Source organism: Edaphobacter sp. 12200R-103 (assembly GCF_010093025.1).
Lineage (GTDB): Bacteria > Acidobacteriota > Terriglobia > Terriglobales > Acidobacteriaceae > Edaphobacter.
In genome coordinates this window covers 4,193,045-4,210,107 of the sequence record NZ_CP048114.1, presented here as the reverse complement: position 1 = coordinate 4,210,107, position 17,063 = coordinate 4,193,045, and the positions used below count along the sequence as shown (strand labels likewise).

Here is a 17,063-nt window from a genome sequence, read left to right as displayed (position 1 = left end):
ACCGTTTCAACAACCCGCTGCCCGCTCCGCGCTCACCGCCGAGCCGATGACTCTCGTCTCCGGGCTCTCATGCACAATCTCGATCGAGTAGCTCTGCAACGGGCTCATCTTCACCATCTGCTGGGTATAGTCCTTCAGCATAGGCAGATCGACAAAACCCACATACGGTCCTGTCAGAAAGAACTTGCCCGGCCCTGCCATGTGGACAGAGCTGGCAGTCGCCGCGGCCAGCGCCTTGTGGTACAGCTTCTTGAACTCGACGCAGCGATGTTCGCCCTTCTTCGCCGCCTCGAAGACCTCTTCCGGCTCCATGTCGAGAAACCGCAGGCGCATGGCACGGTGTCCCATCACGCCCTCCAGGTGTCCTCGTCCGCCGCAACCGCAGTAGGTCTCCTTATCGTCGAGCGTCACGACCGTGTGACCGCCCTCCCAGACCCCAGGAGCGAAGGGATACCTTCCGAAGCCAATGCCCAGTCCCAGCGTCCACACGCGAATGATGCTGTCGAGCTTGCCGTGCTTCGCCGCCAGCCCCGCTGCCACGCCATCGGCATCGTTCAGGATTGTTACCGGAGCCTCGATGCCCTGAGCCTTCAGGCCGTTGATCATCAGATCGCACAGGCGCGCGCCCTTCAACTGCGGAAGGTTCGGGGCCTCTTCCACCACGCCGTTCTTTACCAGTCCCGGAACCGCAATTCCAACAGCATCCAGCTTGGTGCTTCCTCGCGAGACCGCCGCGACCTGTTCACAAATGGTCCGGACCAGCTCCTCGGTAGGCATCTCCACCAGGGCGCCGTAGTCGTCCTCTCCCTCCGGAAACCGCCGCAGGTCCCCCACCAGCGCATGGTCCACAACAAAACCCGTAAAAACATGCTCCGATAACGTTACGCCAACTGACTTCGCCATTGCTTCCTCTGTCTTATGTCCGACTCTCGCCAGCAACCGCCTCTTCAGTCAAACTTGCTGACACGATTCAATCCGTTGAAAGCCGCCACTTTATAACATTCCGCCAGAGTTGGGTAGTTGAAGACTGTATCCACGAAATATTCGATGGTTCCGCCCAGCGCCATCACGGCCTGCCCGATGTGCAGAAGCTCGCTGGCTCCCTCGCCGATAATGTGCACTCCGAGGATGGAGTGGTTCTCGCGATGGAAGATCAGCTTGAGCCGCCCCGTCGTGTCGCCGCGAATCTGTCCGCGTGCAATCTCGCGATAGTAGGCTACGCCCACCTCGTACGGAACATCCTCTTCCGTCAGCTGCTCTTCCGTCTTTCCGATAAAGCTGATCTCCGGAATCGTATAAATGCCATACGGATAGAAGCTGGGATTGGAGACGATCGACTCATCCCCGAAGGCGCGCGCAGCGCCGATGCGACCCTGCTCCATCGACACCGAAGCAAGCGATGGAAACCCGATCACGTCTCCCGCCGCAAAGACATTCGGGTTCTTCGTGCGAAAATCCTTATCGACCGGGATGCGGCCTCGCTTGTCGGCCTCAATCCCTACTCCGGGAAGATTCAGCTCATCGACGTTGCCCTGCCGGCCAACCGCGTACAACAGGGCGTCGCCCTGCACCTTCTTCTTGCTCTCAAGGTTGGCGACTACGCCGCCGTCGGGAAGCTCTTCGACCGACTCCACCTCTTCGTTCAGGCGCATCGTGACGCGGGCATCGCGCAGGTGATAGCTCAACGCCTCAACGATCTCCTGATCGGCGAACTCCAGCAGCTTGGGCCTGCGCTCGATCAGCGTCACGCGTACTCCAAGCGCCGCAAACATGCAGGTGTACTCCACGCCGATCACGCCGCCGCCCACAACGATCATCGTCTTGGGAAGGCTGGTCAGCTCCAGCACCTGGTCGCTGTTGATGATCGTCGTGCCGTTGATCGGAACCTTGGGCGAGCTTGCCGGCTTGGTTCCCGTCGCGATCAACGTGCTCTTTGTCTCGTAGACAGTCGATCCTCGGGAGTTCGTCACCTTGATGTGTGTGGCGTCTTCAAAGCTGCCCACGCCCAGCAGCATCTCCACGTTATTGCGCGACAGCTGCGCTTCGGTGACGTCGATCTCCGTCTTGATAACGTGTTGAACCCGGAAGGCCAGATCCGCCATCGTGATCCGCTCCTTCACCCGGTAGTTCATCCCGTAGATCGACTTGTAGTTATAGCCCGACAGATGCAGAACCGCCTCGCGCATCGTCTTCGAAGGTATCGTCCCGGTATTGATCGAGACGCCGCCTACGACCTCGCGCATCTCCACCAGGGCGACCTTCTTGCCCAGCTTGGCGGCATAGATGGCCGCGCGCTGTCCAGCAGGACCGGACCCGAGAACGATCAGATCGTACACACTACCCATAAACTCCAGACTTTTTGCGGCGCCTTCGCCGCCCGGTTCCAGTTCGCGAATTGGTCTTCTTCACCCGCTGCGCGGGGATGGACACGCAAAAAACTCACGCCCCCAAGGACCACTGTCTCACCTATGTGCTTTCCTGCTCCTGAGTTACCAGCCTTTTGCCGATGCCTTCAGAACACACTCGCTATTTTCAAGCTAACACACCCGCCTGCGCGGGAGTTACCGGTACAGGCTCTCCTCCAGCCACGAAGAACGCTAGGATGTGTCATCCAACTGGTCATCCGTGCTTCCCGGAAGGTGCCATTCCGACTGGAGCGCTTGAGCGCGGAGTGGAGGAATCTGCTGTCCTCCCGGTGCTGCCACGGCCTTCGGGAAGAGAAGCAGATTTCTCCACTGCGCCTCTCACGGTAAAGCTGTGACACGCTTCGGTCGAAATGACACTTCTTGAGATCTTCCTCATTTCAGACCAGGCAGAAGTTTGCCATTTGAGCCCACCCCAAGCGGCAGGATCGAAGAACCCTCCCTGAACTGTCCTGAAACCTGCGGAGGGGGGAGACCTGCGGCTCACAACTTTCTTCGTCTACTAAACTTATCGACGTGCTCCGTTGCGCCATTACCGACCGCAGCCTCTTTGCCGGCGATGAGTCCCAGAAACAGTTGCGGCTCCTTGAAAACGCCGTTCACTGGGTCCGCAACGGCATCGACCTTATCCAGCTCCGCGAAAAAGACCTCCCTCCAGCAACGCAGGTGGAACTCGCGATAAAAATCCTGCAAATAATCGCCACCGAAAGCTCCCCGACCCGCCTCATTCTCAATGCCGCCCCCTTCCTCGCCCTTGAGGTCAAGGCCCACGGTGTCCATCTTCCGTCGCACTCCCCCCTTCGCCCCGGCGATATCCGAAGACGCTACCTGAAACACCACCTGCCGCTGCCCATCGTCACGGTGTCCTGTCACAACCTTGCCGAGGTCCAGATCGCCCGCCGCAACCACGCCGACGCTATTCTCTTCGCCCCTGTCTTCGGAAAGACCATCGATGGCCAGCTCGTCACTCCCGCTACCGGCCTCGAGATTCTTCACGATGCCTGTCTCGCCGCCGCTCCCATCCCCGTCTACGCGCTGGGTGGCGTCACAGAAGAAAATGCTTCGCAGTGCATCGCCGCAGGAGCAGCCGGAGTCGCCGGGATACGTCTGTTTCTCCGCTAGTCCCACATTCATCATCACGCAAACAAATATCATCACCACATGGCTCAGAAGCGTGCCGTGAAAGCCCGACCTGCCCCTGCTCACTGGGCCGAAGGTCTCCCCGGCTGGGTCTGGATACTCGCGATCGCCGCATGGACCCTGCTGCTCTACAGCCGCGCGCTTCATGCGCCATTCGTCTACGACGATCTCGCTCAGGTCGTCCGCAACCCCAACCTCGCAGCCTGGCACGACGTCTTTGTCCGATTCTTAACGAAACCCGTCACTTTTTCCGCCGAATTTCGCGCCTCCGCCAGCACCGGCTCGTTCTATCGGCCGCTCTACTGGCTCTCGCTGGCATTGGATCGTCATCTGTGGAGTCTCCATCCTGCAGGCTTTCATCTCACTAGCCTTCTTCTGCACGCTCTCAACGGTATCCTCCTCTTCCATCTGCTGCAGCGCCTGCATCGATCCACTCTTCTCGCAACGGCAACCAGCCTGCTCTGGATCGGCCTTCCCATCAACTCCGAGGCCGTCGCCTGGATCAGCGCACGCGCCTATCCGCTCTGCCTGTTTTTCCTGCTCCTGAGCCTCATCGCCGGCCTGCGCTATCTCGACGGTCGGCGCCCTCTGGCCCTGCTTGCCGCCTTCCTCTGTGCCCTCGCCGCTCTTTTCTCGCACGAATCCGGCATCCTCGTCCTGCCCTTCGCGGCCATCGTCATCCTTCTGCGCTCGCGTAACGAATTCGCTGCGATCAAAGAGCGCCCCGCTCTCATCCTCCTCGCGACCGACCTCGGCGCCATCTTCCTCGCCTTCGCCGCCCGATTCGCCATCGGCGCTCACAGCGCCACGGGATCCCTCACCCCCTGGGCCTTCGCTCCCGCACTCGGGAAGTACATCGGCTGGACTCTGCTTCCGGTTCGCATGAGCGTCGAGCGCTCCACCTCAACCCCGTCAAACACGCCATCGACTACAGCCATCTTCGGCATCGTCGCCTTGTTTGCGTTTGTCGCCGTCATCCTCGTTCTATGGAAACGAATTCCTGCGGCTGCCGCGGGTCTCGCCTGGCTCTTCTTTGCGCTGGTCCCTTTCTGTGGACTCGTCTTTCTGTACCAGGGCATGGCCGAACGCTTCCTCTACATCGCCTCCATCGGAGCAGCTCTTGCAGCCGTCGCACTCGCCGCGCATCTTCGTCCTCCGGCCAGAGCCGCCGCCTTCTCGCTCCTCGCCCTCTGGGCTGCTTGGGGCGTCTTCCGCCTGCAAACCCGGCTCTCCGACTGGAACTCACCCATCGCCCTCTACCGCAGCTCGCTTGAGGCCACGCCATCAAGCGCTCCGCTCTACTTCAATCTCGGCTTCAACCTGCGCGAGGCCGGCAGTCTCTCTGAAGCCGTCGATGCCTACCAGCAGGCCATCCGGCTTAATCCGGATTATCAGCGTGCCTACGCGAGTCTGGGAGAGACCCTCGTGCGCATGCGCCGCCTTAACGACGCCCGCACCGCCTACCAGCGGGCACTCGCATTGGATCCTGCCGACGCTTCCACCACTCTCAACCTGGCCGTCGTTCTCCACCAATCCGGCAACGATCCGCTGGCCGAGAGCACCTTTCGGCGCGCGATCTCACTGGCTCCCGACAACGCCGCCGCCTACACCGATCTCGGCGTCCTTCTCTTCCAGCACGGCCAAATCGAAGAAGCCGAGAACCTCTTCCTCCAGGCCATGGACCGCAGTCCCAACGATCCCACTGCCTACTCCAACCTCGCGCTCCTCTACGAACACTCAGGGCATCCTGCTCTCGCCCTCAGCCTCTACCAGAAACTCCTCAGGCTGCGCCCCAATGATCCCGAAATCCTCAGCAACATTCGGCGCCTGGAAAGCCCCCCTAATCCAGGCAGCTGACCCTCTACACCGCAGTAGAGTGTCGGGGTGTTTTATGCGCTTTCCCCTTAGGAGCTTCTCCCGACACTCTTCCGCGACTCCAACAGAACGTCGCTCATCTTCCTCGAGACAGAATTCACCGCTTCACGAAATATCAGCGATGCTCTCCTTCGCTCCACACGCATCCAACACTTCGTAACAGCTTCTTCACTGTGCCGCCATGGAGATTCGATTCCTTTTTATCTTTAGAAATGGAGGGCTCCCCATCAGGCAAACCCCTCTTTACCTCGGTCGCGCACTCCTGCTGGCGTTGCTTCTGTGCTCCGCCCGCAAGATGCAGGCATGCGATCAGCTCCCCTCCGGACAGACTCTCTGGGTGCGCCTTTCCACGCCCGTTTCCACCTACACTGCAAAACCTGGCGATCCGATCCATGCCGTGCTCACCCGCGATCTGGTCTGCGGCGACGATGTCCTTCTCCCTGCCGGCTCCTCCGTCGAAGGCGCCGTGCTCAGCAAGCGCAAAGTAGGCTTCGGAATCCGGCATGAGACTGCAGCCCTCGAGCTCGTCTTCAATCACGCCATCACGTCCACCGGAAACACCATCCCTCTCGCTGCCCGTGTTGAAGAAGTCGAGAACGCCCGTGAATCCGTACGTGACGGGGTGATTCAAGGCATTCGCAGTTCCAACACCTTCCAGGGGAGTATCAGCAGCAGCCTCATCCATCTGCCTACGTGGAATCTGTACAGCGACCCGATCCTCATGGTCTTCAAAGCCGCATTTCCCATCTTTCCCGAGCCGGAGATCCACTACCCGGCCGGAACCGATCTCCGCATCAAAACCACAGAGACGTTTTCGCCGCCTCCCGGAGCCGTCGCTCACGATTTTGTGGCGCAGGACCCAACCCCCGACGCACAGCTCGACCAGCTCATCGATCAGCTCCCGACACGCGTCGTGACGAAGAAGAACGTCGATGCCGACGTCATCAACCTCGTCTTCATCGGATCCGAGCAGATGATCCATTCCGCCTTCCACAATGCCGGATGGGCAAGCTCGGATCCCGTCTCACACCGTGCCGTCATGAAGAACCTCTATGCCCTGCTGAACAACAGCGGCTACCGGCAGGAGCCCATGACTATCTTTTATCTGGACGGCGTACCCGAAGACATGAACTGGCAAAAGAGCCTCAACAGCTACGATCGACGAGACCATCTGCGCATCTGGCAGTGGAGATCGGAGGGCTACGCCCAGCCTGTCTGGATCAGTTCCTCCACCCACGATACTGGAGCAGTGCTGGCCATTAAGCACAAAGGCTTTATGCATCACATCGCTCCCAACATCGATGAGGAGCGTTCAGCCGTCGTTCGCGATCTCAGCTTTGCCGGTTGCGTACAGTCAGTCCGCTACGTCTCGCGCTCCAGTTCGCCCGTCTCACTGATAAACGCAACCGGCGATGTCATGCACACCGATAACGCTGTCGCCGTCATTAAATTCAAGGATTGCCATCCCGATTTTCCGCAACCGGGTGCCGAGCCAGCCTCCTACAAACCGGGCAATCACCTCTTTCGTTTCGCTCGCAGACAGATCCTTACCTTCCGCAACGACATCTTCCGTGCAAACATCATCTACGGGTCCTACCAGGGGACCCGCATGGCTCTTACGGCGATGCGCCACTCCTCGTCCACTCTGCCGGGCACACCTGCTTCTCCTCCGTATACGCCGGCGCGAGAGGCATTCACGGGAGTCTACTCCGATCCTATCGATTCGAAGGTCCCGCGGCGGCCTTATCAGCTTCGCACCATCCACTGATTGCGTTGATCGTCTGACAGCGTTTCGCAGCATGTCATCCTCAGCGAAACTTCTTGCGGTCTCATCGCGGGAAGCGCCGTCGAAGGATTGCGGTCTACTGGCTCTTCGCCACTGGTGGTCCATCAAAGTGAAAGACCTCGGGAATCTCCAGCCAGCGCTTGCCATCCTGCACACCGGGTACCGGCTCCTGCATCGGGTCCATGATCGACCACCAACGCTGTGTCTCCGGATCAGCGGCCATGAGCCTCATGTCGGCATCAAAGTCCTCGCCGTGATACTCGAAGTACGCCACAAGCAAATCCCCGTACAGGAAGATGGAGTAGTTTCGAATGTTGCATGCTTCAATGGTGGCAAGCACCGTCGGCCAGACGTTCTCGTGATAGCGGATATACTCTTCCCGGAATTGCGGCAGAAGTTGAATCACCTGTGCGTAACGTCGCATCTCTCTCTATTTCTCTCTATTTGTCGGCTGGGGTCGCTGTAGGAGCTGGAGCATACTTCGCAGCCAGCTCAGGGGTGGATTCGACATCGTTCGCGCCGGGAGCAGCCTTTGCCACCTCCACCGCAAAGACATAGCTCGGTCCAAACATGTTTGAGGTGAAGAAGATCAACTTGTTGTCCGGCGAGAAGCGCACATTCGGCTCCAGCCGATAGTTGTGATGCGTCATGTTCACCAACTTCTCGCGATGGAACACGCCAGGCTTCCAGAAGTTCAGTTCCTCCAGGCTGTTGTCATTCTGTCTCCACTCCGGATGAAATAGATTGATCCACTCGCCGTTCTGCGAGTGCGCCACCTGCCCCGGATCGCCTCCGTCTCCACAGAACAACGTCGCACCCTTGTTCACGTTGAAGTGAATCGACCACTCATCGCGCTGCAGGTGATACGCCACGCGCTTGTTGGTCGAGATATCGAAGCCCGCCAGCCAAAAGTCCTCACCCTTCGGAAGCTGCCAGTCGTACCAAACCGTCTTGCCATCCTGTCCCCAGAACTCGTGCCCGGCAATCTCCATCAGCATGGTGCGCTTGTGGCGCAACTCGTTATGCGTGCCGTCCGTGCGGATCGTCCAGATGCGATCCACCTTGTGCCATGGCCCCTCGTGACAGTACATCAGCAGCGTAGGATCAACAGGCGAAAACAGCAGGTGACCGATCCAGTCGGTCGAATGAAACAGCTCCTTCACCTTGCCCGTCTTCAGGTCGATCGTGAACAGCACGACCGGAATCCTCGCTGCGAGCCTTCGCTCCATCATCGCGCCCTTGCCCTCCGGCTGAACCAGGGGACCGCGCCTCGGTGAGTTTGCTCCGTACTCCTGCGCCGCGCCGGCTTCAGTCTCCGTATAGACACCTGCTCCTAAAGTCTCGTCCGCATTGACCGTCGAAATACGTGCTCGTGGAGGAAGCGTGGCCAGCCTGGTGACCTTACCCGAGATCAGGTCGGCCTTGAAGACCGTCTGCAGATGCGTCGAAGCATCCATGCGCGTAAAGAAGACACTATTCGTCTTGCGACCCACCACGATGGCATGATTGCCACCGCGCATCCTCTCCTGCGGAGATACCCCCTCCCCCACCTTCGGATTTGGCACCAGCAGGTGCGTGTTGCGCGTGGCCAGCTCCATCGTGTGAATTCCATCCGGCGCCGTATAGACCATGATGCTGCCGTCTGGAGAATATGCATTTACGTTGAAGTAAAAGCCCGACGATCCCGGCTCGTCCGTCACGCGGTAGATGCGATGTCCCGTATCGCGATCCACCCATGTCTTCGGAATCGGCTGACCTCCAGCCCACACTGCACAGCCAGCCAATACCAATGCCGCCACGGAGAATCTCATCCTGCTCTTCATACGCACTCCTGAATCAAGGGCCTGCACATACCGCACTGTATCGAGCCCCTTCAGATTCACATTGTCTTCTGCCTTCAACCTGTCATCCTCTCGAACCTGCAGCTCAATATCATCCAGCACCATCCCGCACACTCTGCACGCGAAGGCGCCGCAGAAAATAAAGCTCAATTTCTCTTCAACATCTTCGTCTTTTCCCGTGTTGCTTCTGTGCCCTCGTTAAGGGCATGGCTTCAGCCGTGCCGTAGAAATCCGAAGAGTGAGGGGGTTCAGCTCCTGAGGCCGTTCTACGACCGATCCGTACCCAGCAATCGAAAGCACTCTCACGTACCTTCTTCCTCAGTACGTTCCCAACTTCACCCGCACCACACTACCCGGTGCCTTGAAGTTCAACCCCGCATCCGTCTCGTCGCCGTTCCACAGACGCGTGCGCTTCCAGGTCGGCCCGTCATATGTCCCCTGCTCCACCGTCAGCAACTGCGCCTGAGCAGCCGCAGGAGGGGTAAGCCGAAAGTTCACTCGCGCATCAATTCCAGCCACCAGAAACTCATCCGGCCCCAGCTGCGCAACCATCACGCGCCCCATATGCAGCGCCGCCGTCGGCGAAAGCCCACCTGTATCCGCGCTCGCCGTGTACTCCGGAGGAAAACTCACCAGAGCGCTCCACTGGCCGAAGGTCAGCTCTATCTGCTCAAGGCCCGGCTCCTCCGCCGCTGTCTTTACCTTGCCTGCAAACTGCAGCGCAGCCAGCTCCTCCGCGATCGGAGCCAGCAGCTCATAGTTCTGCGCCAAGCCTACCTGCTCATAGTCGGGTTTTCCATCCGCGCCCACCAATGCAAAGTTATCGATCCCAAACGGAGCAAACCCGATCGTCCCCGCTCCAATCGCCAGAAACAGATTCCGTGCCGCACCCTGGCTTCCTGGAAAATGCCCGAACCCCTGCGTCTCCGGAATGAACAGCGGATTGTCCGGCCGCTTGAACTGCTGCATGACATCGCGGTACCGCTCCGTGTTGGGCACATAGATGTCGGGCGCAAGAATATCGATCGCCGGAGCCGCTGCCTTCCACACTGCCAGCATATTGCTCGTCGGCCCTCCGCTCGGATAATCCTCGCCGGGAATCGTCAGCACCGGATATCCACGCGGACTCTTCAACCAGTTGTTCACATACATCGGCAGAGGCATCTCCTGCTTGCCCGCCGCTGCAATCTGGTTGATGTAATGGGCTACGCTCCACGCCTGAAAGGTCTCATCGGCATCATCCCCAAAGACCTGCTTCCACGTCCCCGACCTCTTCCCAAGAGCCTTCACCAACGCCTCAGGCACCGCACTCTCAAATTGCTTCTGAGCAGCAGGCGAAAAGTCCCGCACGCTTCCCAGCGCACCCGACTCATTCTCCACCTGCACCATAATCACGGTGTGCTGATCGCCATCGACCCGCTTCAGCACCCCCATCAGGTGCACAAACGCCTTGCGATCGGCGTTGAGATTCGCATCAGAGTTTGCACTCAGTACGTCAATCTTCTGGCCGCTACGCGTCAGCATCCTCGGGAACCGCTGGGTGTCCTGCTTCACCCAGTCGGGAACGTAATGCATCTTTCCGTTCTTCCACGTCCCGAACCACGACAGCACCAGCCGCACATGATGCGCCCGCGCCTGCTGCACGACATCCTCGACCACCGTATCGTCGAAGACACCCTCGCGCGGCTCCATCTGCTCCCAATAGACGGGCACCTCAAGCGTGTTGAGGTGCAGCGCCTCTGCCTTGGGCCATAGATTCTTCAGCTGCTCGGGCCAGCCGCTCGAGTTCCCCACCTGCGCTCCCAACGGGAAGTAAGGCCGACCATCCACCATCAGGGTGTAGCGCCCGTTCTCATGCGCCAGTCGTGGAAGCTCCGCTGCATGTGTAGCCTGGCCAAACGCACTCAGCGCAAGAACCATCCCCGCCGTTTTTCGAAACAGCACTAATCCAATCCCTGTGGACTTCATCCGCTTCACAGTAAAACAGAGGAGCCGTCTCTGTCTGTACCAAAGGAGAAATTTTTTCTATCTGGGCAAAATGTTCGCGACTGAACGAAACAGGGACAGGCGCGTCAGCGAAGCTGAACAAATCCTCACCCGCTTTGGCCAATCTCAAAAATAAAAATAATTTGTCAAAGATAAGTCTTTAATTTGGTGCTGTTTACAAGCCGCGAAGTGAAAGCCGTTTTGTCAAACATCTGGGATATTTGATACGCCGGTTTACTCACGGTCTTTACCCCCAGCGTCCACGATTGAGCGGATTCGATTGAGCACTGTAGCGTCGTAATACTTCACAGGTCCGATGCTATGGTGTTCTTGTAACATTCGTATCGCTGGGCTGAAGTCGTCCCTGTTCTCGATGAACGAGAGCGCATTCCTGCGAAGTTCTCCCGCTACCAAGTCTGCAATCTGGAGCGGAATATATTCTTCATCTTTGCCGAGTGTGCATGATCCTAGATATGGAGCACTCTGAGGGTTCATCGCTATTAGCTTCGGGTATGACCTCATCATGGAGTCAAGGTAACGAGCGTTCTCATCGCATACAAAGCAGATGCCAGCACGAGACCTGCCCTCTTTGGGCAGCATCCCTAGATCAACAAAGATATGGTGCTGAAGAAGGAGATAAGGACTCTCCTTGTACTGCTTATGAGCGTTTGACTCGCGAAGTGCATTACGAAAAGCGACCTGCTCCACGATTACCCCAACCGCCGCCAGCTCCGCTTTAATGATGACTTCAGCAAAATCTCGCAATACATCCGGTCGTCTTCGAACGCGATTGAACTTGAAAACAGGCATACCGTGCTTGGCAAGCAAGTCCTTCCATAAGGTCTCGGCTCGCAGAAACCCCCATCCGCTACCGACGACAGCACCCACGGCATAGAACCCTTCGTTCCCGTTATCAAAGCTCTCGTCCAGATATGCGGTTAACAAACCTCACAACTCCTTTACGACAAGGTTAAACGCCACGCGCAAAACGCCATTGCAGCGTTGTTCGTGGATAATTTCCAAGCAGGATGCACACGCGCCAACAGCTTAGAAAACGGTCACTTGGGAACTGCATGTTCCTTTGTGTTCCCGAAGATGTTCCCATTCGGGCTTTACCGTATCGCTAATTGATTGGAAGTAAATGGTCGGGACGACTAGATTCGAACTAGCGACCTCACCCACCCCAAGGGTGCGCTCTACCAGGCTGAGCCACGTCCCGACTCTTGCCTGCAGTCCAGGAGGACTGCAGCGGGGTTATTTAGGTTAAGTGTACACGAGAGCACTTACTTCGTGGGAGGAACGTACTCCTTCGGAAGCTCGCCGCCTTCGCCGAAGAAGAAGTCGTTCATCTGCTCCACCAGAAACTCCTGGGCCTCGCGCGTCCAGGGTTGCAGACGGTACTCGTTGAGCAGCATCTTCTGGCGCTCGATCCACTCACCCCAGGCCTTCTTCGAGACGTTCTTATAGATCTTCTGGCCAAAGTCAGAGTCAAACGGAGGCTCGTCCAGCCCCTCCATCTCCGCCTTGTATCTGGTGCAAAAAACCGTGTGAGCCATACGTTCTTAAACTCCTTTGCATATTCATTCTACGATGCTTCGGCCTTATGCGTTGCGGCGGAAGATTCGCTTCAAGCTGATCAGCGGCGCGGCTTCCCCTTTGCCTTTCGCTTGCGATCACGCTTGACCGTCTTCGCCTTGCGCTTCGGCTTGCCGGATCGATCAGGGCTGCTCTTTTCCTCATTCGTCACCGCTCTCTTCGAGCGCCGCAGAGAGCGTGGAGCGCCAGTGTCCTCGTACATGGAGGGCATCAGGGCAAACTGCAGCCTGCGTTGCTGGCGGTCGATGCGGTCCAGCAGCACCTGTACCGGCAGACCAATCTTGAAGATGCGTCCATTCCGTGCTCCTACGATGGAGCGGTCCGTGTCGCGGAAGAAATAGCGGTCGTCCTGCAGACTGGCTATAGGCACCATGCCCTCAATGAAGAGCTCCTCCAGTTCGACGAAGAAGCCATACTTCGTGCACGAGAGGATAATCCCGCTGAAGTCTTCGCCGACGCGGTCCTGCATGAAACGGATCTTCTTCCACTCGATCAGCTCGCGCTCGGCATCGTCGGCCCGCCGCTCCGCCTGGCTGGACTCGGCTGCAATGGCATTCAGCTCGTCCTGCGGCAGCAGACCTTCGTCCTTCGGTCGCTGCGAGTGCTCTGCTTTCTTCGCGGGCTTTTCCGCTCCCCAGGGCTGCGGCTCGCTGCTGGGGATCGGAAAGCCTTGAGGGTCGGCGCCGCTGCGCAGCAGGTAACGAAGCAGCCGATGAACGATAAGGTCGGGATAGCGACGGATCGGTGACGTGAAGTGCGTGTAGCTGGGCGAAGCAAGCGCGAAATGGCCGACGTTCTGCTCGCTGTAGCGCGCCTGTTTGAGCGATCTCAACATCAGATAGGAGAGGATTCGCTCCTCCGGTTTGCCCTGAATTTTTGCCGTCAGCCGCTGATACATCTGCGGTGTCACAGGAATTGCGTCCGGAATCTCATGTGTTTGCGCCTCACGTCCACGTCTCTGTGCGTCGCGTCGATCGCCGCGGGTCTGTAGCTTTTTGACCGGCAGGTTGCTGAAGCCTAACGTGTAGCCGAACTGCGCGGCCGTCTCCTCGAACTCAACGATGCGCTTCGGATCTGGGGTTTCGTGGACGCGGTAAATTCCGGGAATGCCGTTGCTCTCGATCCAGTGAGCGACGCATTCGTTGGCTGCGAGCATGAACTCTTCGATCAGCCGATGCGACCAGCCGCGTTCTGAGCGCACGATGGCTTGCATGTTCCCGTCCGGGTCGAACTGCACGACCGGCTCAGGAAGATCGAAGTCGAGAGACCCACGCCGTTTGCGTTTTGCGTTCAAACGCAGGGCGAGCTGATGCATCAGTTCAAACTCATTGACCAGGTCGCTGAATTCGAGCCGTGTGGCGGCGTCGCCGTCCAGGATCTTCTGTACCTCGTGATAGGTCATGCGGCGCACGCTGCGAATGATCCCTTCACAAAGCTCGAACCCGACGACCTCACCGCTGGGATCGATCTCGATCAGGCAGCTTTGGACGAGCCGATCCTCGTCCGGGCGCAGGCTGCACATGCCGCTTGAGAGATCGTTGGGCAGCATCGGGATCGCGCGGTCCGGAAAGTAAACCGAAGTGCCGCGCAGCCTCGCTTCAAGGTCGAGCGCCGTGCCGGGCGTAACGTAGTGGCTGACGTCGGCGATGTGGACCTGGAGCTGCCAGTTTCCGTTGGCGAGCGGCTGAGCGTAAACAGCGTCGTCGAAGTCGCGCGCGGTCTCGCCGTCGATGGTAACGATGGGAAGCCCGCGAAAATCGCGGCGCCGGCTCAATTCATCGCCCGAAAGGGTCTCGACGGTCTGTTTTGCGGAGTCAGCCGCCTCAGCCAGCACATTCGCAGGAAAGATACGTGGCAGATGGTGCTTGCGGATAACAATCTCAACGTCTACGCCGAAGGCATCAGGAGGGCCAAGCACTTCGAGCACACGACCGCGCGCCGGCCTTCCAGCCGTCGGAAAGCTGAGAATCTCGACATCGACGGCGAGACCTTCCAGCGGCTGCAGTGAATCTTCTGCCGCGGTCCAGAGATGACGCTGCTTCTGAGCCTCTTCACCCAGGACACGATGCGCGGTTGCGGATTCGGCAACAATCTCATCTCCTTCGAGGATGAGGATCGGCTGGGTCATGCGTTCATCGAACGGAGAGACGTAGTTGCCGCGGACCAGCGGCATCTCCTCCCAGGGGCTGCGCCGGTGCGGACGTGCATAGTGGAAGATGCCGACGACGGTGGGGTTGCGGCGCGTCAGCACGCGGGCGACGCGGCCGGAGCGGCGGCCTTCGCGGTCGCGCGGAGCTTCGTCGACCAGCACCTCGTCACCCTGCATCGCACCATTGATCTCGTTGGGAGGGATGAAAAGATCATCCTCGCGATGATTGCTTCCGTTAGGACGGACGAAAGCATAACCGTCGCGGTGCATGTCGATGCGACCAGCGACCAGCCGCTCGCGGGTGGGGTGCAGGGCCGACGGTGGAGCGCTGCGCGATGGTCGGGCAGTGCGCTCGGGAGTCGCTGAAGGAAGCGCCCACTGCTCGCGGTCGGTCTTGACCAGGGCGCCGCGGGCAGTCATGCGCGAGAGTTGCTCGAGCAGCAGACGCCGTTCGCGTCCGCCACCCAGCCCCAGTTCACGGATAAGCTGCTTATAACCCGCGCGCTGTCCTGTGCTGCTCTCGATGCGGCGGAGGAGTTCGCGGTCGGTGAACTTATATGGGTGGCCCGGCATCTACCAAGGATAAGACCGTTTCTGTTTTGTGCGGTTCCTCGTCATGTCAACGTTTTGCGGACATCGGTCCTGAAGGCTCGTTGCGGAGGAGATTTGCCGCCTGTTCAAGATTGGTTGAGGGCGGCGTCGGGCGAAAGTCGGTCTTGACCTCGTCTTCCTGCTCGCTGATGGTCTTGAAGAGCAGGACATGCCCCTGAATGTGGATGTGGGACTCGGTGATCTGCCAGATTTTGGGGGCAAGAGGGCGCCGCTCGACGCTGAAGGTTCCGCCCTGCTCCATACGTCCGAAGAGGCCCCAGCCAAAGGTGACATCGCGAATCAGCTTTCCGGAGATGCTCTGAATCCGGTTTTCGGGTTTGGCGACGACGATCTGACCGGCCATTGCCGCAAAGACGCGAGCCTCCATCGATGGCGGACTGAAGGATGGGTCAGGGACGAACGAAAGCGTAGTCTCCTGAAGCGTCTCGGATTTGACGGTCCAGAGAAAGGCGTCGGGCAACATGCGGAGCATGGCTTCGGCGCGCTTATCGTCCTGCTGGCTGTCGCGCTTCTGTTTGGCCTGCTGCGAAGAATCGCGGACGAAAGACTGGATACGGCTGTTTTCCTTCTCGAGGTCGGCAGGGCTGAGCGGTTGACCGTTCTGTCGAATCTTCTTCTTCACCGATCCCTGGTCCGTTTCGACGACCTCGTAGACGAACTCGCCTTCGGGCCTGCGCACGGTCGAGCGGTAGCGCCAGCGGGAGTGATCGTCGCGGTCCGCAGCGATCTCCGTATTAACGGCCGTACGGACGACCTGCTGGGCGTTCGAATCCTGATGAGTTTGAGCCCGAACCGCCGGGGCCATAAGACTGAAGGAGAGAAGTGAGACAGCAAACGTACAACCGCCGAGGCCAAATTTCATTTGGTTTCCAATCCTGTTCCTTATACCTAAGATGCGGCGTGTCTGTTTCTCGTCTGCATGAATATCTGCGGATATTTTTTGCGCAACACCTTGGAAACAAAGAGGATAACTCCAGGGCTTTTTCTGCAAAACGTTGAATAGAAATGACTTATAGGTATGCAAAGAGCCCCGGCCATGAACCGGGGCTCTTTGCAAGGTTGAATCTGCTCTCCAAACAAAAGATAAAAAAGAGGTTAATGGATACAAAGAGCCTGACACAGCTCAGGCGGTCACGGCCTCATGTGCCTTTCCAGGCTGGTAGGTTCCGGGAGTGGTGCGGCCGGAGATGGCGAGACGGTTCCAGGCATTGATGGCACTAATGGCAAACGTGAGATCGGAGACCTCCTGCTCGCTGAACTCGGCGCTCACCTGAGCGTACACAGCGTCGGGAGCGTGCCCCTGGGTGATAAGGGTGAGGGCTTCGGCCCAGGCGAGGGCAGCGCGCTCACGATCGGTGTAGTAGGGGCACTCGCGCCAGGCGTCGAGTGAGTAGAGGCGTTGTTCTGTCTCGCCCAAAGCGCGCAGATCCTTCGAATGCATGTCGAGGCAGAAGGCGCAGCCGTTGATCTGTGAGACGCGGAACTTGATCAGGTGAAGGAGGTTCTTTTCGATGCTCGACTGAGCGAGATATTTTTCGAGTGCAAACATGGCCTGGTAGGCCCCGGGGGACAGCTTGGCGTAGTTGAAACGGGGGTGCATCGTAGTTCTCCTTAGCTTTGGATGGTTGGTGGTTGGGCTTCGATCGAAATAAGCG

The 17,063-nt window shown here is 58.6% G+C and carries 13 protein-coding genes and 1 tRNA gene; 3 read left to right on the top strand and 11 right to left on the bottom strand.

The features are described from left to right. Positions 1-6: 6 nt before the first annotated feature. Together GWR55_RS17460 and sthA are read right to left on the bottom strand one after the other, a co-directional pair. Positions 7-903 (bottom strand): ROK family protein, encoded by an 897-nt coding sequence (locus GWR55_RS17460; protein ID WP_162403397.1) that lies wholly within the window; start codon positions 901-903, stop codon positions 7-9. A 44-nt stretch (positions 904-947) separates the two neighbouring features. After that, positions 948-2,345 (bottom strand): Si-specific NAD(P)(+) transhydrogenase, encoded by a 1,398-nt coding sequence (sthA, locus tag GWR55_RS17455; protein WP_162403396.1) that lies wholly within the window; start codon positions 2,343-2,345, stop codon positions 948-950. 594 nt (positions 2,346-2,939) lie between these two features. On the opposite strand from sthA, the gene GWR55_RS17450 reads away from it, so the two are divergent. From GWR55_RS17450 to GWR55_RS17440, 3 genes are all read left to right on the top strand, one after another. Beyond that, a complete protein-coding gene (locus tag GWR55_RS17450; RefSeq protein WP_162403395.1) occupies positions 2,940-3,545 on the top strand; it encodes a thiamine phosphate synthase in 606 nt (201 codons plus the stop codon). Between the two features lie 39 nt (positions 3,546-3,584). Then, the gene (locus tag GWR55_RS17445; RefSeq protein WP_162403394.1) at positions 3,585-5,420 is read left to right on the top strand and encodes a tetratricopeptide repeat protein; all 1,836 of its coding nucleotides are present in this window, start codon (positions 3,585-3,587) and stop codon (positions 5,418-5,420) included. Between the two features lie 199 nt (positions 5,421-5,619). After that, positions 5,620-7,206: an LssY C-terminal domain-containing protein gene (locus GWR55_RS17440; protein WP_162403393.1), complete on the top strand. Its 1,587-nt coding sequence runs from the start codon at positions 5,620-5,622 to the stop codon at positions 7,204-7,206. A 94-nt stretch (positions 7,207-7,300) separates the two neighbouring features. On the opposite strand, the gene GWR55_RS17435 is transcribed toward GWR55_RS17440, so the two are convergent. The 9 genes from GWR55_RS17435 to GWR55_RS17395 all read right to left on the bottom strand — a co-directional run bounded on the left by GWR55_RS17435 (position 7,301) and on the right by GWR55_RS17395 (position 17,008). After that, positions 7,301-7,648, bottom strand: a complete 348-nt coding sequence (locus tag GWR55_RS17435) for an L-rhamnose mutarotase (protein ID WP_162403392.1) — start codon at positions 7,646-7,648, stop codon at positions 7,301-7,303. 16 nt (positions 7,649-7,664) lie between these two features. Next, the gene (locus GWR55_RS17430) at positions 7,665-9,170 is read right to left on the bottom strand and encodes an oligogalacturonate lyase family protein (RefSeq protein ID WP_238398500.1); all 1,506 of its coding nucleotides are present in this window, start codon (positions 9,168-9,170) and stop codon (positions 7,665-7,667) included. A gap of 213 nt (positions 9,171-9,383) precedes the next feature. Then, a complete protein-coding gene (locus GWR55_RS17425) occupies positions 9,384-11,033 on the bottom strand; it encodes a DUF5597 domain-containing protein (protein WP_238398499.1) in 1,650 nt (549 codons plus the stop codon). Positions 11,034-11,285: 252 nt separating this feature from the next. Then, positions 11,286-11,996 (bottom strand): DUF3800 domain-containing protein, encoded by a 711-nt coding sequence (locus GWR55_RS17420; protein WP_162403391.1) that lies wholly within the window; start codon positions 11,994-11,996, stop codon positions 11,286-11,288. A 197-nt stretch (positions 11,997-12,193) separates the two neighbouring features. After that, positions 12,194-12,270 (bottom strand) — tRNA-Pro (locus GWR55_RS17415). 64 nt (positions 12,271-12,334) lie between these two features. Next, entirely contained in the window at positions 12,335-12,607 is a 273-nt protein-coding gene (locus GWR55_RS17410) for an oxidative damage protection protein (RefSeq protein WP_162403390.1), read from the bottom strand. Between the two features lie 80 nt (positions 12,608-12,687). Continuing rightward, positions 12,688-15,369: a ribonuclease R family protein gene (locus GWR55_RS17405; RefSeq protein WP_162403389.1), complete on the bottom strand. Its 2,682-nt coding sequence runs from the start codon at positions 15,367-15,369 to the stop codon at positions 12,688-12,690. A 46-nt stretch (positions 15,370-15,415) separates the two neighbouring features. Further along, entirely contained in the window at positions 15,416-16,270 is an 855-nt protein-coding gene (locus GWR55_RS17400) for a hypothetical protein (RefSeq protein WP_162403388.1), read from the bottom strand. 261 nt (positions 16,271-16,531) lie between these two features. After that, entirely contained in the window at positions 16,532-17,008 is a 477-nt protein-coding gene (locus GWR55_RS17395; RefSeq protein WP_162403387.1) for a carboxymuconolactone decarboxylase family protein, read from the bottom strand. Between the last annotated feature and the right edge of the window lie 55 nt (positions 17,009-17,063).